The sequence below is a fragment of the Paenibacillus sp. FSL H7-0716 genome (genome assembly GCF_038002705.1).
Taxonomy (GTDB): Bacteria; Bacillota; Bacilli; order Paenibacillales; family Paenibacillaceae; genus Paenibacillus_AQ; species Paenibacillus_AQ odorifer.
The window spans coordinates 243555-263878 of the sequence record NZ_JBBODA010000007.1; the positions used below are offsets into that span (position 1 = coordinate 243555).

Below are 20324 nucleotides of genomic sequence, written 5' to 3' on the forward strand. Positions count from 1 at the left end.
ATCCTCCACTACAATGCGCCTTCTATTCATAACACTATATTAAAAGCCCGCTGCCATCTCTAAAAGACTGAGCGGAAGTCCATCCCGCTTAATTTATGCTTATTCAGACTGCGAACCCGTAGAATTAGAATCTCCGTCTTGAATCTCGATGCGTTTACCTTGCATTTTTTGCCGTTTGGGAACTTCCAGCTTCAGCACTCCATCTTTCAAAGACGCGCGAATTTCTTCCTCTGCAATATCTTGAACATAGAATCTGCGCACATATTCACCATATCGGCGTTCTCTGCGTACAATCTGATGTTCCTTGTTCTCCTCGGCATTTTCTTCCTTACGTACCGCTTTAATCGTCAAATAAGGACTGGCATAATCAATGTCGATTTCTTCTTTTTTCAAACCAGGAAGTTCAGCTTCAATCAGGTAAGCCTGCTCACTCTCACGAATATCTGTTCTGAAGGACATCGTGGAGCTCTTAATCGGTGCAAAAAAATCATCATTAAAAACATCATTCAAGGACTTAGCCAGCATACCAAAAGCATCATCTCTACGTTTACCAAAAGGAACCATATCAAACATTATCCATTCTCCTCTCATTGACTTTGACTTTATTTGACCTATGACCTTATTATAGTCCCCTACCTGAGGAATAACAAAACCGATTTAAGCTGATTATCGCTCAAATTCAGGCGAATTAACTGATTTTACACGAGAAAATTAGTTCTTTTTATTTATTTGACCAATTTTGACCTTTATTTGATCTTTCGTAAATGACACCTATATAATCATGACCCAACCTGCAGTACGATTATTATATGTTCAGACCTTCCGTTCAATACAAGCCATTAGCTTCTAATCATCTCCACGCCCGCTTTTAAACGGAGTTTCCTTACGGTCTATCAAAATTTAACGATTTAAAGATGAAGCCAGCAGAAGTGATATAATGAAAGACAACTAAAGACCATTTTCGTTACAGGAGACCAATTGTATGCAACCAACCTATGCTATGGACGATACGCAGTGGAGTAAGCTCATCCAAAATGTCGCCTATTATTTCGATGATCTTACCCTCAAGCGGGGGTTCCAATATTATAAACAAAATCGAGTGCAGCCTTTTACCATGACGGAGCCTCGTAAGATTAACGCTCTAGTTGAAGGTAGAGAGGATTACCGCGTCACCATTGATCTCGACGGCTTCACCAATTGTCATTGTAATTGTCCAGTATCAGGTCATTGCAAGCATATGGCTGCCGTGCTGCTGAATTATGCCGAACAACAAAATAGATCTGTACAGGTTTTGGCTAACGCTAAAGCTGCATCCTTTTTGCCCAAAATATCAAGTACAGCAACAAGTACTTCTATTGGAGCCGATGCAACTCGTCAGCAGCAAATGAAAGAGATGGCCAACCGCATCGCTAGCGGAAAAATAACGGAGTGGCGGGAGTATTTTGAATTCTGTGTCTCCCCTCTAGCCCATACCACCCGAAACCCTGAATATGTGAGTCGGGCCTTGTCTGCAATTAATAAATTCAAACCAAAAATGCTTCCGGAAACGGAGAAGCTGTTCACTCTGCATGCTCATCTTTATCTGTTGGAAAAGCTCGCTAAGCCTTCCACGCTATCCGTCGGTCAGGCCGCTTACGCCCCTTCTCTTGGTTATTACACACAGGTAGCAGTCTCAGAGCTACAGGAAGTAATTACAGGTCTTTTAAAAAAGACACTTCCGCTGTCCCCCGAGCAAGAGCAGGATCTATGGCCATACGTCATCGATACTTTATCTTATCTGCGGCGCGAGATGTTGACGGAGTCGCGGGATCGCTCACGGGATCAACCCTCTTTTTCTCTTAGCTATGATCTGCTGTGGAGAAATTGGATTTATCCGAATACAGGTGGAACTAAGCTTTACCTGAATGAAATCGAACAGCTGCAGCAAGCAGAAGGTGAATTAGGCGCTTCCCTGTCACAACATGCGTGGCTGTTAGCTCAGAGCCGCATGTATTACTATCTGATGGATGACCAGAAGGCTTGGGACTTACTGAATAAGGCTGCCGAGCGCCCGGGTCTCCATCCCGATGAGCTCATGAGCTTCACCTCTCCGCTGCTGGATGCAGGGGATTGGTCCCGGTTGGTAGGTTGGCTTGTTCAGATCGGTCCACTGCTGAGCAGCAGACTCTATAATCTCAATAGCTATTCAACCAGTTGGGAAGAAGCTGTTCGCCACCTGCCTGAAGCTGAGCCGCAAATGTGGGATACACTAGCCACCATGTTACCTCTCTCTGGCGAAGTCTATGAAGAGATGCTAATTACCTATGAGAAATGGCAGACCTGGATGGATTATCAGCTGTCCATCGGTAAACAGCCCTCCGAATTTCGTGTCAAAGACCTCCAACCGGTGGAAAAGAATGCGCCTGAGGTTCTGCTGCCCTTTTACCATCAGGCCGCCGAAAGATTCGTGCTGGATAAGAACAGACATAGCTACAAAGCGGCTGTGAAATTATTGAAACGATTATCCAAGCTGTATAAAAAGCTGAAACAAGAAGAACGCTGGGAAGAGTTCCTCACTGCCTTCGCCATTAGGCATAGCAGGCTCCGAGCGCTGCAAGAGGAGCTTCGGAAAGGAAAGCTAATACCATGAACATGCATTTACGCACGCTGACCATCCGGCTTGCATTAAGCCAGTATGGCGATGCTTTGATATTTGGAATGAATGAGCGCGAAGATCTCGTGCCGGGCTTGCAGCTTAAGCAGCGGCTTTTCGCCTGGCATGAGGCGTCTTTTTATGGTACGGAGTTAACCGTACAGCCAGCCGGCGAAGGCGTGGAGCTAGTGATTCTTCCTGCTGAGCAGGTCATCCCCTTCTTTGCCGAGCAGAAGCTTTTGGCGCATATCGAATGGAGCTGGGAGGGCGATGCCGCCCAGCTCACAGAATTGGCGCCACTTCTGGCTGTATGTCTGGAGCACAAACAGTATATTCCCGACATCTCCGCCTACCGCGCCGGGAGGCTGCAATGGACTTGGGACGAAGGGGCTCTTGCGCAGGTGGCAGTGGACAGTGACACTGCTAAGGGAGCCCTTGAGGCGCTAAATGGCGGCAGCGAATTTAGCCGTGGATTACGTGCGGCGTTCTCTGCCGCCGTATCGCAGCGCTATTACAGCACGGAGGCCGAGGCCGGTGACCTCCGCAGCGAATTCCCGCTTCTCTTCGATAGAAGCGGAGCACTTGCAGCGGGCATGGATACCGCCGCGTGGCTTATCGCCATTGGCTGGAAGGCGGACACCGCGCCTTTCCGGCCCGCTCTACAGCTGCTGGAGCCCGATGAGGATGAATCCTATTGGCGGCTGCAGCTGATCCTTCAGGACAAGCGCGATGAATCCGCGCTTGTTCCCATCAGGCTCGCCGATAACGGCGAGCCGTACGGCTTGTGGCCGGCCGCGTGGTCGGCTCATGTGCATGAACGGGCCGCGGGATGGCTGGAGCGCCTCCGCGGCAGTCTGCCGCCCGAGCGCTTCGCGGCGGGCGGCGATGTGCTGGCCGAACCGCTCAGCGATGCCATCGCTTGGCGGTTCTTGACGGCCGAGAGCCAGCGGCTGCTGGAAGCAGGCTGGCAAGTGCTGCTGCCGGCGTGGTGGGAAGCCGCCAGCCGGAAAAAGCCGCGCCTGCGCGCAAAGATCAGCTCCGGCGAAGACAAACGCAGCGGCGGCGAGTCACTGTTCGGTCTCGATTCGATCATCGATTTCGATTGGCGCATCTCCATCGGCGACGCGGATCTCACTGAAGCCGAATTTGCCGAGCTGGTCGCAAGAGGGGAACGGCTCGTCCGCTTCAAGGGCAAATGGGTCTCACTCGATCCGGCTCTGCTGGCGCAAATCCAAAGAGCCATGGCGGGAATGGACAAGTCGCAAGGCTTGTCCTTCCAAGACGTGCTTCAGCTCCACTTGCTAGGAGCTGGTGAAGAGGCAGACGCTGAAGCTACGGAAGAGCAGCTGCAAGAGGATGCCGCGCGTCTGCGTCTGGAGGTAGAGCTGAACGAGCATTTGATCAGCCTTATCGGTCAGCTGGGCCAGCGCTCAGAATGGCCAAAGCCGCCCGTACCCGCAGGCCTTAAGGCGGAGCTGCGCACCTATCAGCATGAAGGATTCGCCTGGCTGACCTTTCTGCGCCGCTTTGGGCTGGGGGCCTGTCTAGCCGATGATATGGGACTAGGCAAAACAGTACAGCTCATCGCCTATCTGCTACACATCCAAGAGAACACGGATGCAAGCTCAGCCCGGCGGAAGACCGACCCACCAGGCTGGCCTTCATTGATCATCTGCCCGACCTCTGTGTTAGGCAATTGGCAGAAGGAGCTGGAACGCTTCGCGCCTTCGTTGAATGTTATGCTTCATTACGGAAGCCGCCGTCTGGACGCGGGATTCTTCTATGGCGCAGCTTCGCAAGCCGATGTGGTACTGACCTCTTATGCGACTGCTGCGCTTGACCAAGAGCTGCTGAAGGAATTTACTTGGGCGACGATCTGCCTGGATGAAGCTCAAAATATCAAAAATGCCCAAACCAAACAATCCGCAGCTGTACGTAGTTTTCCAGCTTTACACCGGGTCGCCTTAACAGGGACGCCGATAGAGAACAGATTATCCGAGCTGTGGTCCATTTATGATTTTATAACCCCAGGTTATCTGGGCAGCGCCAAGTCTTTTAATGACCGATTCACGAATGCTATTGAGAAGGAACGCGACGCGAAACGTACAGCGGATCTACAAAACCTAGTAAAACCTTTCATGCTGCGCCGTAAGAAAAAAGACCCAAATATACAGCTCGATCTACCTGATAAAAACGAAATGAAAACCTATGTTCATCTGACAGCCGAACAAGCCGCGCTTTACGATCAGACCGTAAACGGACTGTTAGAACGGATGAAGAAGCTGGAAGGCATTGAGCGCAAAGGGGCAATTCTCGGGGCTCTGACCGGGCTTAAGCAGCTATGCGATCACCCGATGCTTGTGACAAAAGAAGCTATCCCTGAACTGGACACGGACAACAAGCTGGATACCAGCTTTCTTATTAACCGTTCCTCCAAACTCGAAAGACTGCTGGACATGGTTAAGGAGCTGCGCGCGGAAGACGAGCGCTGCCTGATTTTTACTCAATATGTGGGGATGGGGAAAATGCTTCAGGCGGTTCTCCAGCAGGAGCTGGGCGAACCCGTCCTTTATTTGAACGGAAGCACCTCCAAACAGGCGCGCGACCGCATGATCGAGCGGTTTCAGACACCAGCCCCTTCTGCGGAAGATGGTTCTACACGCCCAGACGCATCGCCGTCTGATCAGCCGAATGTATTCATCCTTTCACTCAAAGCTGGGGGAGTTGGCCTGAACTTAACTGCAGCCAATCACGTATTCCACTTCGACCGCTGGTGGAATCCAGCGGTCGAGAACCAAGCAACTGACCGTGCTTACCGCATGGGCCAGACTCGTGATGTGCAGGTGCATAAATTCATCGCCCTGGGCACACTCGAAGAACGAATTGATGAGATGCTGGAGAATAAGCAGCAGCTCAGCGATAATGTGATCTCCAGCTCGGAAGGCTGGATTACCGAGCTGTCCACTGAGGCTCTGAAAGATCTCTTCACCTTGCGTAGAGACTTAAATGACTAGCAAAAAGGAACATTCGCGTAAATGCGAATGTTCCTTTTTCACAAGAATAATTACCATTGCTCGGACATTTTAAAGGTGACTGCGAGATCGTCCCCGCCTGAGAGGGAGTTTACCACCAATGTGACCGGTTCATCATAGAACTCATATGAGAGTCGCTCATTAAGCAAATTGACCGCCAGATTCGCGTACGCACCAGAAATCCCCGATCCTGTACCTTGCATAATAACTTTTCCACCCGTGACTGTAGTGCAGGTGTAGTTCACCAGCAGTGCCGTGTCCGTGACAGGAATATTCGTAGTCGGTGTAGGATAATTCTCGAAGGTCCCATCAAGTGTCCCGCCTGCAACAACCATATAACGCACAGGTCTTTTGGACATAACATCTAAAGCTGCCGGTCGAATCTCAGCCGCAAGACCTTGTGGAATAGCAAAGCCAGGACGTCTCATAAAGCTGATCGCTGCGAAGTCAGTCGATGTAACGGTCACGTTATCACGTATTTCTGAGGTTATCCGGCTCACTTGAAACACTTCAAGATCAACTGCCGTCCATACACCGTCCGTATCAACAAGAAAAACCTGAATCTTCATCTGCTCCTGTGAATAAACAAAATTAAATTGGAATAAATCCTCTACCATGACATAGGTCTTGCTTAAGGTCTCCTGATATTGCAGCTCAAATAACTCTTCAATAAAAATGGCCTGGGGGCTTACACTATTGGATAAGCCCGTAATATAACAAAACGCGCCAGCCGATCCATTGTTGACAACTTTGATCACTACTTGATCTATTGGCCGAGTACCGTCGACTGGTAAATTAATAATGGTGTTTGTGGACAGAACAGGCAATGTCATCACACCTCCTATATATCAATTCATATATGATATGTAAACATTGTTTAGAATTATTGGGTGTAATTAAAATACAAGAGATGTTCCAGAGCATAAATAGAGATTTGCCACTAAATAACGAATGTGGTAAACTCGACTTAACTTTTTATGAACGGAGGGTTACGTGTGATAGACTTTATCCGAGTTAGAACTTTGCGCGGCTAATTGAATAGCGCTAAAGCTCTGCCCATGTGCAGAGGACTCAGGATTGGTCTACCCATTTTTAAAGGTAACCCGATAATTTAACAACAGCGTGTAGGGAGGATTCTCTTCACCTCCATTCCTTTAAGAATTGAACATCCATAGAAGCCGATTAGCCAACTGCTGCTCGCTAGGGATCAAAGTGCCTCTTCCCTGCGACTGGACTGTTGTTTAATTCATTCTACCTATGGAAGGCCCTAACTCTGACGTCCTCTAACGAACCGTAAGCACAGGCAGATTGCCTGTGTTTTTTTGCGTTTATTATTTACTATTGGAGGATGAATAAATATATGGAACAAATACGAGAAAAAGCAATTATAGTCGGTATCCAGCTTCAGAACGAAACGAATTTCGCCTATTCGATGGAAGAGCTGAGCAATCTGGCAGCTGCCTGTGATCTTGAAGTCGTAGGAGAGCTTAGTCAAAAGGCAAGTCGAATTAACCCCTCCCATTATATCGGGACAGGTAAAATCGAGGAATTATCGGCACTTTTAGAAGCACACGATGCTCCTATTGTTATTTTTAACGACGAACTGTCACCTTCACAGATCCGCAATTTGGAGTCCGCTCTGGACCGTCAAGTCATTGACCGGACCATTCTGATCTTAAATATTTTTGCGGAAAGAGCGAAGACCAAGGAAGCACAGCTGCAAGTTGAGGTAGCCAAGCTGCAGTATATGCTGCCGCGCCTGACAGGTCTTCGTGAGTCGCTGGGCAGACAAGGTGGCGGAGCTGGACTTAAAAACAGAGGTGCTGGTGAGACCAAGCTAGAGCTGGACCGCAGAAGAATTGAAGAGCGGATCACTGCTTTACAGGTTGAACTGCAACAACAAGTAGCAAGACGCCAAATCCAGCGGAAACAACGGCATAAAAATGAAGTTCCCGTCGTCTGCCTTGTAGGCTATACGAACACCGGAAAATCCAGCTTAATGAATGTCATGGTAGAGACTTACCATCCAGGTTCCAATAAACAAGTATTCGCCAAGGATATGCTGTTCGCTACACTAGAGACATCGGTTCGCAGCATTGAGCTGCCTGATCACAAAACCTTTTTATTAACAGATACTGTCGGATTCGTCAGCCAGCTTCCCCATCATCTGGTAAAAGCGTTCCGCTCCACTCTTGAAGAAGTTACCGAAGCGGACTTATTGATTCACGTAGTCGATATTTCCGATCCGCAGCATCAACAGCATATGGCGGTTACGGATGAGACGCTCAAAGCACTCGGCGCTGACCAGATTCCAACGGTCTATGCCTATAATAAAGCTGATCTGACTGATTTGCCTTACCCGCAAATTGAAGGTGACAATGTCTACCTTTCCGCCAAGCAAAATAGTGGAATGGCTGAACTTACCGCTCTGATCCGCAGCCATGTTTTTACGGACTATGTCCAGTGTGAGATTCTGGTTCCATTTGATCGGGGTAATGTAGTCTCATATTTCAACGAACATGCCCATGTTCAATCTACTAGCTATGAAGAAACAGGCACACGCCTTGAGCTGGAATGCAGAAAATCTGATTTTGAGAAATTCCGCAACGATTTTATTGAGCTATAACAAATTAGAAACGACGTGGTAATCCTTAATTAAAAAAGAGGGATAGAGTTTTCAGAGTTATCTGAAGCTCTATCCCTTTCTTTTGTGAATAAAAAAATGAACAATACAAAAGAGCCCCCTCTTTGCATTGCTCAGTAAGTATAAAATAGGCAGACGCTAGATCTTATAAATATAGTTTCTAGAGCCTATTCTTGAACATACAGTGTATCGGAAGCTTCTATTGTTGGCTGCCGGTAAAACCGTTCCTGCAGATAACCGCTGTAAGTAATTAAAGTCTGGATGCACCGATTCATCCGTTAAATAGGCCGAGATATCACTCCCATATACTCTTTCCTGATTCAGAGAGTCTATGATGATCTCTCCAGTAGTAATCCCTATGCCATGGCCGTAGAACAGATCATTTTCGAGTTTAATTGCATTCTCGCCCTGCCATTCTGGCTTGCTCGGAGCATGATCGGGATTCTTGAAATATACAACGTCTCCCCGCTGCGTTAGTTCCTTGTTGTAGTTTGTAATTAAGCGTAGATTCTCATCGTAATTCCAGTCCCATAAGAACAAATCCTTGAAATACTGATTAAACGCTTCCTCACCTATAGCTTCAATCGTCGCCCGATACATAACAATGACCATGGCTGTCGCGCATTCAAAGGCATATAAATGACCATTCCGAAAAATATCTTTAATTCCCACTGTGGGCTCTACGCCAGTGTTCAGCTGAAGTCCACCAATCTCTGTACGTGTCCAAAACTGCGGATTGCAGCGGGAATCATCAAATGTTGCAAAATCCACTCCACTTTCATTTAAAGCTTCAGCCGATTCCACGATGCTTTCTCTCATTTTGCGCTCAAAGTCAAGGGCATCGGGTGAACGAACTTCCTTCACCATGCTTAGTCCCTCCAATGTTATAGGTTCTAAATATAGGTTATTGTACGTGTTCGTCACCGGGTTGGTGCTTAATTCTCATGATTCGCTGGCATCCACGAACCACTGGTTAAGCTGCCGTGTCTCTTCCGTCAAAATATCGAGGAAAATAGAAGTGCGATAACCCGTATCCTTCAAGCTTTTGCCCGTAATCTCTGCAATTCGGTTTAATCTATAAAGCAATGTATTAGTGTGTATATGTAAAAAAGCCGCGGATTCCTTTAAATTGCCGCTTAATGATAAATAGACAGCGATGGTTTTGAGAAAATCACTTTTATGCTCGCGATCATGTTCTTTTAGCGGATATAGCAACGGGCTTTTACGAATTCGACTGCGCTTTTGCTCCATAATAGCCGGTATATATGCCCAAAATCCAATCTCCTCGTACAATAGCAACTCCCGCCCATGAAAAGGCAGCAGCTTTTTGATCTCCACAATGGACACCGCTTCCCAATAGGCAATAGCCGCGGACATATATTCAGTGTAATCGAGACTACAGCCAGCAGCCAGTGTGCAGCCTTCACTCTTATACATATCCTCCATTGTTTTATGCAGGAATGAAGATAGTCCACCCGCCCCCTCGATCACAAAGCTGAAGGAAAACAGAATAATCAGCCGATTATGCTCAGCCGTCAGAAATAGTAATTGCAGTCCGGAATAAGATGCCATAACCTGCCGAAACCGGAGTATTAAATGATCATCGATTACCTTGTCACTTTCAAACACGCTAATATAATATTTTTCCGGCAAAAGAATGGACCAAAATTCCGCATCCTTTTTAATATTTGCTTCGTTGTCGTAGTGAGAGGTAATCAGCTTCCAGAAAAAGTCCTCATGCGTTTTGTCCTGCTTCGTTTTCCAGCCTCGCTGCTTAAGTAAATAACGGCCTACGATACCTGCCGCCTTCTCAACGATATTTTCGGCATGCCCTTCTACCAGGTTGCCTGTATCTACTACCCATATGTACCCGAGAATTTCCTTCTGATGTTTGATACAAATGGCCAGCCGGGGACCAAGTCCCACCTCCAGCACTGCAGGAATTCGAATGGGATGTGCCGCGCTCTCCAGCTGCTGCATAATCCCTTTTTTGCGCAAGCCAATAATCACAGTGTTAGGTACACGCTTCCCGATAATCGTTGAAATCCGCGCGGAGTCACTCTCAAATTCATGCGAGCTGTAGCCAATCACATGATGATTGCTGTCCTCGATGGTAACTTGAGACTGTAGCGATTCACTTATCGTATCCGCCAATGATTCCATACTGTCGAAAAAACGATCAAATAATGGATCTTTATCTGTCACTAGCTTCACTCCCACCTGAAGAATAACCAAATCCTGTACTCTAGAGTGATTTCATTATAGTATGCATCCCCCTAGCTGACTATAAGATAAATAGCTGGTTTAGGTGAGGGACGAGATCGGCTAGGTGAGGAAGGTGTTTGGGACGGGGATGTTTGGTGGGGGTTTTGTTGGGGGTGGTGTGGGAAGTTTTGTGGGGAGTTTTGTCGGGGTGTTTGGGGAGGTTTAATAGTTGTTGGTGTTTACCGAATGTTATAAATGGTTTTTAGGGAATAACCCCCGGAAATTCTGTGTTTTAATCATCACACGGTCATAATTAGGGAAATCCTCCCTAATATTCTGCACTTTAAGCATCACACGATCATAATTGGGGAAATCCTCCCTGATTTTCTTCCGTTTTGCGTATAAACAGGCATATTCCTCGTTTTTTAGGGAGGAATTCCCTAATAACAGCATTTTAAAGCTATTTTCGCGTTTTTTTAGGGAGAATTTCCCTAAAACATCTCTCCATCAAAGCTTGCACCGTCGCAGAAGCAAAAAGCTAATCAAAATTAGCTTGATCTAAACAAATCTAACCGGATACAGCCGGAACTAGCCAGTTCTGTTCGGATTCCAACCAACTTCACTACGTAATCTATCCACCATCACACCGCACGAGCAAACATCTAATGTATCTAATCACACTGAAACGCAATCTATTTACTTTAACACCGTACTGACCAACTTCCACCCGATCTCCATCGCAAGAAACGCCAAACAGCAAGCTCCCCGCAGAGAGCTTGCTGTTTGGCTCATTCCATTATGGAACGTGTCTATTTTAGATCAATGTGAATGTCTGTTCCATGGCTTGCTCAACCGAATAAGGTGTCTCACCCAACGCTTCGGCAACAGCTTGGCAGGTGATTCTGCCATTGGCTACATTCACGCCGCTTCTTAGGCCGTCATTATCCTGAATCGCCTTGATCACACCTTTATTGGCAATTTGCAGGGCATATGGAACTGTAACATTTGTTAAGGCAATAGTTGAGGTCTTAGGAACAGCGCCCGGCATATTAGCCACGGAATAATGCAGCACGCCGTGTTTCACAAACACGGGATTATCATGTGTCGTCACTCTGTCGATGGTTTCTACAATGCCACCTTGGTCAATGGCCACGTCAACGATCACAGATCCCGGCTTCATAGTCTTAACCATTTCTTCAGTAACCAGCTTCGGTGCTTTGGCACCCGGAATTAACACGGCACCTACCAGCAGATCCGCTTCAGCCACTGCTTTGGCAATATTATAAGGGTTAGAGATCAACGTATTGATCTGTGCTCCAAAAATATCGTCTAATTGACGTAGTCTCTCCGCATTGAGGTCAACTATCGTAACATCTGCGCCTAAACCAATAGCCATCTTAGCTGCATTAGTACCTACTACACCGCCGCCAATAATACTCACTTTACCTCGGCTAACGCCAGGAACACCGGAAAGAAGAATACCTTGTCCGCCGTAGTTCTTTTGCAGGAACTGTGCTCCCAATTGGACAGACATCCGGCCAGCTACTTCGCTCATCGGTGTTAACAGCGGCAAGGTGCGTCCATGAACAACCGTCTCATATCCGATCGCAAAGACGCCTTTGTCTTTAAGCGCAGCAGCCAAGGCAGGCTCTGGTGCAAGATGAAGATACGTAAATAGAATAAGGCCTGGACGGAAATAGGGGTACTCGGTTGCCAATGGTTCTTTTACCTTCATCACCATTTCAGCGGAGCTCCAGACTTTTGCTGCATCCTCAATCAGTTGTGCTCCGGCAGAGACATACTCTTCGTTTGGAAATCCACTGCCCACACCGGCTCCAGCTTCTACAAGCACTTGATGACCTTCAGTAATTAAACTAACTACACCCGCAGGGGTTATGGCAACACGATTTTCATTGTTTTTAATTTCTTTAGGTACTCCGATAATCATCATTCATCTCTCCCATCTAATGTAGATCCCTTATGTAAAGAATGATAACATATGATTAGCATTCCCATTTTGTTAAAAAATTAAAATATTATCTACCATGATTGTGTTTTTACACAAAGGATCTGACTTAACTGCCCATTAATCTTTAACCACTTTGGTACTCAACACAACCATCTTTATTATCTCATAAAAAAAGACACTCTATAGAGTGCCTTTTTGACGATTTTGTATGAAATTAAAGCGACTACCATATCGGAAAATGTTATATTAAGTGACATGTACTATCTTGATAATATCAACATCACTGTTTCTAACACTACATTTACCCCTTTTTCGCAGTCTTCATAAGAGGTTAGTTCCTCTTCACAATGGCTTTTACCCTTCACGCTAGGCACGAACACCATTGCGGACGGCAGAAAGCTGGCTACGAATTGTGCATCATGCCCTGCACCACTTGCGATTTTTCGACTGGAATAACCCAAGGTTTGAGCCGCTTGCTCCACCAAATCACACACATTCTGATCAAACCACACCGTATCTCGGCCCCATAGCTTAGTTTTGCTTACTTCACAATCCAGCAGTTGCTCTGGCAAACCGTTAATAATGGCTTCCACTTCACGCACAATCTCCATATCTTTATGTCTGGCTTCAATGGTGAAAATCACTTTATTGGGAATGACGGTATGGATATTAGGAAGCACATTCATTCTGCCCATGGTATAAACAAGCTCGGAATCGAGCGCCCCTAGCTTGCTCCGCAGCTCAATAATCAGATCTGTGGCAGCAAACAAAGCATCTTTGCGCATCGCCATTGGGGTTGTGCCCGCATGATCGGATTCTCCCGTCACCTCAATCTCGTAACAGGCCATACCAACTACACAGTCAACCAGCCCAATCGTCAACTCCTCTTTTTCAAGAACAGGCCCTTGCTCAATATGAAGCTCCAAATAAGCGGTGGCTTCGGTGATACGATTGCTCATTTCTCCCTTATATCCACTCTTCTCCAGCGCTTCACCAAAGGTGATGCCTGCTGGATCTTTTTTGTTCAACATGACACTTTTATCAAACTTTCCGGACAACACACCAGAGGCCATCATCGATGGCTCAAAACGTGCCCCCTCTTCATTCGTAAAATTCATAATCGTCACCGGAAACTTCGGCTTAATCCCGTAATCTACAAGCGTCCGCACCACCTCTAGACCCGCGATAACCCCTAGGACGCCATCGAATCTGCCCCCTTTTTTCACAGTATCCATATGCGAGCCAATCACAATCGGAGGCCCGGAAGTTTCGCCTGCCAGTGTGGCATACATCGTCCCCATATCATCCATCTTCACAGACATTCCGAGCTCTTCACAACAGGCACGAAAATCATCCCGAACTTTAAGATCCTCTTCCGTCAGCGATAATCGGGTCACGCCATTTTTATCTGTACGCCCATAATCGGCAAATGCCTCGATTGTATTCTTCAGTCTCTCACCGTTCACGAATATTTTTTGCAGCTGCATCCCAGATCCCTCCGCTTCGAACGTTTTGTTGGCTTTCTATCTATGTTAAACCAAACCATAATATTTTCATTTTACATATTGTAATAATTATTATTCACATGATGCTACAACGAGTAGAGCCAGCAATAAGTAAACTAAAGTAGTATATACAATCTTTTCATACGAGGGGTAAGCTTAAGATAGCTTATCATCCAGTTTTACACAGGAAAGGAGCGAGCCCATGAATCTAAGCCTTGTGATCCCGGTATACAATATAGAGCAGTATATAACCCCTATGTTTAATTCACTCCTTGACCAAAGCGATCCGCATTTCGAAGTCATCATCGTAGATGATGGTTCTACGGATAACACTTACAACGTTATAGAAAAGATTCTTTCGCGTAATCCCGCCCTTTTCTGTAAAGTCATTCGAACGGAGAATCATGGAGTAAGCGCGGCTAGAAATAGGGGTTTAGCTGAAGCCACAGGTAATTATGTTCTTTTTGTAGACGGAGATGATTATGTCTCCGCAGACTTGGTCTCAACCCTTCAGTCATATACTCAAGATGAACAACCCGAGATTATTTGCTGGGGTTATAATCATGTCTCCGAAGGCAGAGAAACTCTATTGAGCTGTACCTCTGATTTCAGCGACATGACGGGAAGTGAAGCACTGGCGCGGATTTTCGTGAACAAAAGCTTGCGAATATGGACAGGGAGTATCGCTTATAAGCGAGAATTCTTACTTCTCCACGGACTAGGTTATACAGAACGCTGTGTGAATGGAGAGGATCAAGAGTTCATCTACAAAGCCTTGTCCAGAGCAGCCAGAGTCATCTCAATCCCGGATATACTATCATTTTATTTACAGAGAAACTCCTCCATTTCCAACAGCTATAACGTGAATAAATTCGATGTAGTGGATGCTTTCAAAAGGGTGGATGAATATTTCAAAACCTATCCCTTTGCTGAACTAGATACGATCTCCCCTTTGTTAATGAACCGGGAGTTGATCGAGAACTACTTTTTCAACCTCAAAACCTGTCTAAATGGTACGGAAGGGGTAAGCATTCAGGAATTACTTCGTGACATCAATCATACCTATCCCAAGCTCAATCAAGAAATGGATGAACTCATAAGACGTTATAGAGGAGATAATCGCAGATTAACCCTTTATATCAGAACATTTTTAATCTCCCCGCTTCTATATCACAGATTCATCTCTGTGGAGAGAGGCTTATCCAGGTTCAAGCGAAACCTACTTAAAGGGAACGGAACCCGAAAGGAATCTAGAATATGAAAAAGATGCTGATATACGCCTATACCGAATTTAATCTGGGCGATGATCTATTCATTAAGGTGCTGTGCGAAAGATATCCGGATACCAAATTCAGAATTTGCGCACCACGCCTCTATAAACAATGTTTCAAAGAGCTCCCTAACCTCAAAGTGTATCCTTCCGATTCCCTTCTTCTAAGAGGCATTGGCTATATTTGCAGGAAGCTAAAGATACATAATGTGGCTCACAAATATCTGGCAGATCACTCAGATGGCGTCGTTCATATCGGCGGCTCGATTTTCATGGAAGCAGACCACTGGGCAGAGCATTTCAAGAATGCAGAAGTCATTCGTAATCAAAATAAGCCTTACTACCTGTTAGGATCTAATTTTGGCCCTTTTACAAATCAAGAATATTATGATGAGCACAAGCGGATTTTCAAGGATTATACAGATGTATGTTTCAGAGAACAGTACTCTTATGATTTATTTAAGGATCTGGATAATGTCCGCTTAGCCCCAGATATTATTTTTCAGTTAGACCCACCAGATATTCCAGACGAACCGGAGGATTACATCGTCTTATCCGTTATTAAACCTTCTGCGAAAGGTCTGAACGGTTTTGACAACCTCTATTATGAAAAAATGAAAGAACTCGCAATTTATTTCATTGAAAAAGGTTACGCGGTTCATTTCATGTCCTTTTGCGAACACGAAGGCGATCAACTGGCGATTGAAGAGATTCAGCGTCTTATCGGTCCCTCCTACAAGGATGCTATTCAAGTGCATTTATATAAAACGAACATGGAAGAAGTATTGTCCGTGTTAGCTAATGCCAGTTCTATTGTGGCTTCAAGATTCCATGCAATGATTCTGGGCTGGGTATTTAATAAACCGGTATTCCCCGTAGCCTACAGCAAAAAAATGATCAATGTAATGGAAGATGTTGGGTTCACAGGTCTGTATGCCGATTTCAACACGCTGGAACAGGTCCAGCCTGCACAGATTTTTGAAAGTATGCTTACCTGCTCTATGGATGTCACACTGCAAGCAAAACAAGCCGAAAGACATTTCGAGCATCTAGATACGTATTTACCGCTTTACGAAAGGGGGATTCGTTATGAAAGCCAAGCGGAGCATTCTTAACTTATCCTTTGGACTGGGAAGTCAACTCATCACGATCATCCTCGGTTTTTTTATACCCAGACTGATAATGGTCAACTATGGGTCTGAGGCCAATGGTTTGATCGCTTCGATTGTGCAGATTATTAGTTATCTTGCGCTGCTGGAAGCAGGAGTTGGGGCGGCCTCGATCCAAGCGCTTTATAAGCCGGTAGCTTCGGATAATAAAAACAATATCAACTCTATTCTGGCTGCCACCTCCAGCTATTATAAAAAAACAGGCATTTACTATTTCTTCGCCGTACTGCTACTCGCCATCGTGTACCCGCTAGTGATCTCATCTGAGATCGATAAATTATCGATTATGGTCATTATTTTGCTTACGGGGATGGGCGGAGCAATCAATTATTATTTTCAGGGGAAATTCAAGGTCCTGCTCGCTGCGGAGGGAAAAAGCTATGTAGAGACTTCTATTGTTACTGTAGCTAATATTATGAACAGCCTGATCCGGATTCTGTTATTACTGCAAGGTGTGGACATTATTGCGGTTCAAGCTTCCTATTTTATCTTAACTTTACTTCAAATCATCGCTTTCTATATTTATATGAATAAGAATTACAAGTGGATCAACCTGAATCTCAAACCAGACTATGAAGCCATTGGTCAAAAGAATTCCGTATTAGTCCATGAAATCTCGTACTTGGTGTTTAGAAATACGGACGTACTTATATTAACCATCTTTACGAATCTAAAAATCGTCAGTATCTATGTTATGTACAATATGATTTTTACGATCGTGGATAATATCGTCCAGACCATAAACGGAAGTGTGAAGGCTGCCCTCGGGCAAAGCTACCATGAGAGCAAAGAAGCATTTATTAAATTTTATGATGCGTACGAAGTGTATTTTATGGGGCTTATCTTCTCAATTCTAACGGTGGCTTACATTTTGATTTTACCCTTTATGAAATTGTATACCGCTGGGGTAAACGACGTGAATTACATTGATATGTGGCTGCCGGTCTTGTTCGTAATCATCAAATTATTAACCAATGCCAGAACGTCTTCCAATAATGTGATTACCATCGCTGGACATTTCAAAAAAACACAAAACCGTTCCATTCTGGAATCCGCCATTAATCTGGTGGCTTCTGTTGTCTTCGTTATCTTCATGGGAATTTACGGTGTACTGATGGGAACGATAGTTGCCCTCCTATACCGCTCCATAGATATTGTGATCTATGCCAGCAAACATTTGCTGGAACGCAGTCCATGGGTCACTTTTAGAAGATGGCTTACGAATGCAGTAGTTTTTGTAGGTATTATTCTCATCACGACTGCCATCGACATCCCGATCCATTCCTATCTGGGGCTTATGATCTGGGGTGTACTTCTAGGACTAGTGATCTTGCCTGTATATTTTGTAATCGGCTCTTTAATGGAACGGGAAGTCTTCCTCTATACATGGGAACATCTCAAAAAGTATCGATACAAACTCAAAAATAAAATTAACGCTCAGCCTGAGGTAAGTGGTTTATCCAAATAACACAACAGGAGGACTGGAAATGGATCATAGCGAGGTTTTGCAGCAAGCCTGTTACGTCTTTTTAAATGACCTAAATGATGAAATAAACCATTCACCCACCATCCAAATAGATGATACAGAACTATTGCAAAGATGCCGCCAGATCATAGATCAAGAACAAAATGTACAAATCAAACCTTATCTGGAAACCTTATCTGAGGTTATTCATGCTTATCTCACGGGGAGGGCTTCAGAGGATACCTTGAAATTCTATTTATCTGAACAATTCAACATTGTTGCCAGTGATATCGCAGGTTTAATTCAGGGGTTGGTTAAAATGGAAAGCCGCATTTCGGATACGGAAATTTCCTATCCAACGGTCCAGTCCTTAGCCGACTCCCCCAAGATCAGTGTCATTATCACTACCTACAATAGAAAAGCATTCCTATATCAAGCGATCCAAAGTATCTTAATGCAGGACTACCCCAATAAAGAGATTACAGTGATTGATGATTGTTCTACAGATGGCACGGAAGAGTTAATGCAGCAACACTTTGGGGCGGAGCCACGGGTCATTTACATGCGCAATGCTACCAATAGCGGACCTGGAAATAATCGCCGAAAAGCTTTCGCTGCACATGGTGATGGGGAATATGTTCTTTTTCTCGATGATGATGATTATCTGATCGACATGAATTATTTCAGTAAAGCGGTCCGCTTCCATCTCCTTCATCCCGAAATTTCATTTGTAGCTGCGAATGTGTTCCTGGAGTATTCCAAAGCCAAACAACTAAAAATCTCCAATCTGCAGCTTAGCAGCATTATTAAGAAACGCGATTATTTCATGAATTTCGAGAAAAAAGGATACCCAAAACCCGCCTCTACTTTAACTACTGTCTTTAAAAGAGAGGCCTTAATGGCTATGGATATCCTAGATATGAATATGGTCAACGATGCTTCCATCTATTTGCGTTCCCTGCTGGTAGGTGATGCGGGCTTCATTGATGTGATTGCCGGCGTGTACAGAATACACGGGAACAATATCACCTTTAATCTGAGCCAAGGATTCTTAATTGAGAATCTGGAAGAAAAGAAACTCATTAAGAATATGGCCGTGCAGAAATATGGATATAACGCACAGGAAATGACGGAATGGTTCAACCATAATGCTTACGATACGATCTCATACTATTTATTAAATTCTGCAAAAGATGCTACAGACTTTAAATTCATGTACCATTGGGCGCTTAACCATTGCCCGCTGATCTACAATCAATTAAAAAATGAGTTTCGCATGAAGCTTATTAAAAAACAATTATTACGAATCTCCTTACTCCGTACGCTACTCGGCAGATGATTCGCTCATTAGCTTATCGAGCAGCAGAAATAACTCTCTAAGCTTTTCTTTTGGGATGTCGGCATACTTGTCTCCAATGCTGATCTCACAATAAGAAGTATGTTCCCCGGTAGCTCTTATTCCCGCGCTTAAACCGATTCCTGTCGCCTCATACACCGCTGACAGAATCGGTTCAATTTGTTCCTTAGACATTTGAAAATGCATGTGAAACATATTGGAGACAGGCTGAGCGGGCAGAGTGGTTACGTCGTGACATTGATTAACCCAAGCAGCAAGCTCCTTCGCGCCTTCATAATACTGCTGCATTTTACCCTCTCTTTGCCGGAAATAATAATCAGAAGAAATGATGTACGGATATAAGCTGATTAAGTCTCCACCATGCCGCCGTTTCCATATCTTTGATTGCTTCGTAAAGTCTTCGCTGCCTGCAAGAATTGCCCCGGCGATTCCTCCAATTCCTTTATAAAAGGATATATACACACTATCAAAGAGTGCAGAGATTTCAGCTGCTGACTTCCCGTAATACGGAAGAATCTCAAATAATCTCGCCCCATCCAAATGCAATTTAATGCCCCGTGCACGGCAATGAGCAGAAATGGCTTCAAGCTCCGTGTACTCTGGCAGCTGACCACCAATCTCGCGCTGGGGTAATTCCAGCAACAGACAAGCGATATCCTCCTTTAGATTCGCCACATCCTCCAAAGTGATTAATCGGTCCTTATCCGCAAGCAAGATAGGCTCAATATGATGTAATTCCTTCATGCCATCCTGCTCATGAATCTCCAAGTGGCATAAGGGATGATAGGCTACTTTTTTCACCTCTTTTTCATCGCACCAGATTCTTAAAGCGATTTGCTGCGCCATCGTTCCGCTCGGAAAGAAAACTGCGGTTTCTTTGCCCAGGATATTCGCCATTTTCGTCTGGAAATCTTCAATCACTTCGCCCGTTCCATAGATATCAGATGCCGTACTGTTCTCTACGGCTGCCAAGGCTTCCTTCAACACTTGCACATCTCTATTCCCATTCCCTGCGATTCGATAGGCCGTTTCATTAAAAGCCTCTTGTACGGTTTTTTTTCCGTTCATTCGTTGAA

14 protein-coding genes are annotated in these 20324 nt (G+C 45.1%); 7 read left to right on the forward strand and 7 right to left on the reverse strand.

The features are described 5' to 3' along the window. Positions 1-99 precede the first annotated feature (99 nt). Entirely contained in the window at positions 100-573 is a 474-nt protein-coding gene (locus MHH60_RS12330; RefSeq protein ID WP_076126998.1) for an Hsp20/alpha crystallin family protein, read from the reverse strand. Positions 574-982: 409 nt separating this feature from the next. On the opposite strand from MHH60_RS12330, the gene MHH60_RS12335 reads away from it, so the two are divergent. Further along, positions 983-2629: an SWIM zinc finger family protein gene (locus tag MHH60_RS12335; RefSeq protein ID WP_076139031.1), complete on the forward strand. Its 1647-nt coding sequence runs from the start codon at positions 983-985 to the stop codon at positions 2627-2629. After that, positions 2626-5646 (forward strand): DEAD/DEAH box helicase, encoded by a 3021-nt coding sequence (locus MHH60_RS12340; RefSeq protein WP_076139030.1) that lies wholly within the window; start codon positions 2626-2628, stop codon positions 5644-5646. The genes MHH60_RS12335 and MHH60_RS12340 overlap by 4 nt, the downstream gene beginning before the upstream one ends. Before the next feature lie 50 nt (positions 5647-5696). On the opposite strand, the gene MHH60_RS12345 is transcribed toward MHH60_RS12340, so the two are convergent. Beyond that, positions 5697-6497 (reverse strand): hypothetical protein, encoded by an 801-nt coding sequence (locus MHH60_RS12345; protein ID WP_111502276.1) that lies wholly within the window; start codon positions 6495-6497, stop codon positions 5697-5699. 527 nt (positions 6498-7024) lie between these two features. On the opposite strand from MHH60_RS12345, the gene hflX reads away from it, so the two are divergent. Continuing rightward, positions 7025-8290 (forward strand): GTPase HflX, encoded by a 1266-nt coding sequence (hflX, locus tag MHH60_RS12350; RefSeq protein WP_076139028.1) that lies wholly within the window; start codon positions 7025-7027, stop codon positions 8288-8290. Positions 8291-8446: 156 nt separating this feature from the next. On the opposite strand, the gene MHH60_RS12355 is transcribed toward hflX, so the two are convergent. From MHH60_RS12355 to MHH60_RS12370, 4 genes are all read right to left on the reverse strand, one after another. After that, positions 8447-9175: a hypothetical protein gene (locus tag MHH60_RS12355; protein WP_076139027.1), complete on the reverse strand. Its 729-nt coding sequence runs from the start codon at positions 9173-9175 to the stop codon at positions 8447-8449. 75 nt (positions 9176-9250) lie between these two features. Further along, positions 9251-10513, reverse strand: a complete 1263-nt coding sequence (locus MHH60_RS12360) for a PucR family transcriptional regulator (RefSeq protein ID WP_076139026.1) — start codon at positions 10511-10513, stop codon at positions 9251-9253. An 814-nt stretch (positions 10514-11327) separates the two neighbouring features. Next, positions 11328-12461, reverse strand: a complete 1134-nt coding sequence (ald, locus tag MHH60_RS12365; protein WP_076135432.1) for an alanine dehydrogenase — start codon at positions 12459-12461, stop codon at positions 11328-11330. 281 nt (positions 12462-12742) lie between these two features. Further along, entirely contained in the window at positions 12743-13969 is a 1227-nt protein-coding gene (locus MHH60_RS12370) for a Zn-dependent hydrolase (protein WP_076135430.1), read from the reverse strand. A gap of 220 nt (positions 13970-14189) precedes the next feature. Here MHH60_RS12370 and MHH60_RS12375 point away from each other — a divergent pair, with 220 nt between their 5' ends. Genes MHH60_RS12375 through MHH60_RS12390 form a run of 4 tightly spaced genes read left to right on the forward strand, consistent with a single transcriptional unit; the run spans position 14190 to position 19230 of the window. Further along, on the forward strand, positions 14190-15248 hold the full coding sequence (locus MHH60_RS12375; RefSeq protein WP_076135428.1) for a glycosyltransferase family 2 protein: 1059 nt from the start codon (positions 14190-14192) through the stop codon (positions 15246-15248). Next, positions 15245-16372, forward strand: coding sequence for a polysaccharide pyruvyl transferase family protein (locus tag MHH60_RS12380; protein ID WP_076135426.1), 1128 nt, complete (start codon positions 15245-15247; stop codon positions 16370-16372). The genes MHH60_RS12375 and MHH60_RS12380 overlap by 4 nt, the downstream gene beginning before the upstream one ends. Next, a complete protein-coding gene (locus MHH60_RS12385) occupies positions 16347-17894 on the forward strand; it encodes a sugar isomerase (protein WP_076135424.1) in 1548 nt (515 codons plus the stop codon). Before MHH60_RS12380 ends, MHH60_RS12385 begins: the two co-directional genes overlap by 26 nt. A gap of 19 nt (positions 17895-17913) precedes the next feature. Beyond that, on the forward strand, positions 17914-19230 hold the full coding sequence (locus MHH60_RS12390; RefSeq protein WP_076135422.1) for a glycosyltransferase family 2 protein: 1317 nt from the start codon (positions 17914-17916) through the stop codon (positions 19228-19230). On the opposite strand, the gene MHH60_RS12395 is transcribed toward MHH60_RS12390, so the two are convergent. Beyond that, complete coding sequence (locus tag MHH60_RS12395) at positions 19216-20316, reverse strand: threonine aldolase family protein (RefSeq protein ID WP_076135420.1); 1101 nt, start codon at positions 20314-20316, stop codon at positions 19216-19218. The genes MHH60_RS12390 and MHH60_RS12395 overlap by 15 nt on opposite strands. Positions 20317-20324 lie beyond the last annotated feature (8 nt).

Bases quoted from the DNA above. Each gene is read 5' to 3' on its own strand.
- ald (WP_076135432.1), bottom strand. From the start codon at position 12,461: ATGATTATCGGAGTACCTAAAGAAATTAAAAACAATGAAAATCGTGTT.
- MHH60_RS12390 (WP_076135422.1), top strand. From the start codon at position 17,914: ATGGATCATAGCGAGGTTTTGCAGCAAGCCTGTTACGTCTTTTTAAAT.
- MHH60_RS12380 (WP_076135426.1), top strand. From the start codon at position 15,245: ATGAAAAAGATGCTGATATACGCCTATACCGAATTTAATCTGGGCGAT.
- MHH60_RS12385 (WP_076135424.1), top strand. From the start codon at position 16,347: ATGAAAGCCAAGCGGAGCATTCTTAACTTATCCTTTGGACTGGGAAGT.
- MHH60_RS12330 (WP_076126998.1), bottom strand. From the start codon at position 573: ATGTTTGATATGGTTCCTTTTGGTAAACGTAGAGATGATGCTTTTGGT.
- MHH60_RS12375 (WP_076135428.1), top strand. From the start codon at position 14,190: ATGAATCTAAGCCTTGTGATCCCGGTATACAATATAGAGCAGTATATA.
- MHH60_RS12345 (WP_111502276.1), bottom strand. From the start codon at position 6,497: ATGACATTGCCTGTTCTGTCCACAAACACCATTATTAATTTACCAGTC.
- MHH60_RS12395 (WP_076135420.1), bottom strand. From the start codon at position 20,316: ATGAACGGAAAAAAAACCGTACAAGAGGCTTTTAATGAAACGGCCTAT.
- MHH60_RS12335 (WP_076139031.1), top strand. From the start codon at position 983: ATGCAACCAACCTATGCTATGGACGATACGCAGTGGAGTAAGCTCATC.
- MHH60_RS12370 (WP_076135430.1), bottom strand. From the start codon at position 13,969: ATGCAGCTGCAAAAAATATTCGTGAACGGTGAGAGACTGAAGAATACA.
- MHH60_RS12355 (WP_076139027.1), bottom strand. From the start codon at position 9,175: ATGGTGAAGGAAGTTCGTTCACCCGATGCCCTTGACTTTGAGCGCAAA.
- MHH60_RS12340 (WP_076139030.1), top strand. From the start codon at position 2,626: ATGAACATGCATTTACGCACGCTGACCATCCGGCTTGCATTAAGCCAG.
- hflX (WP_076139028.1), top strand. From the start codon at position 7,025: ATGGAACAAATACGAGAAAAAGCAATTATAGTCGGTATCCAGCTTCAG.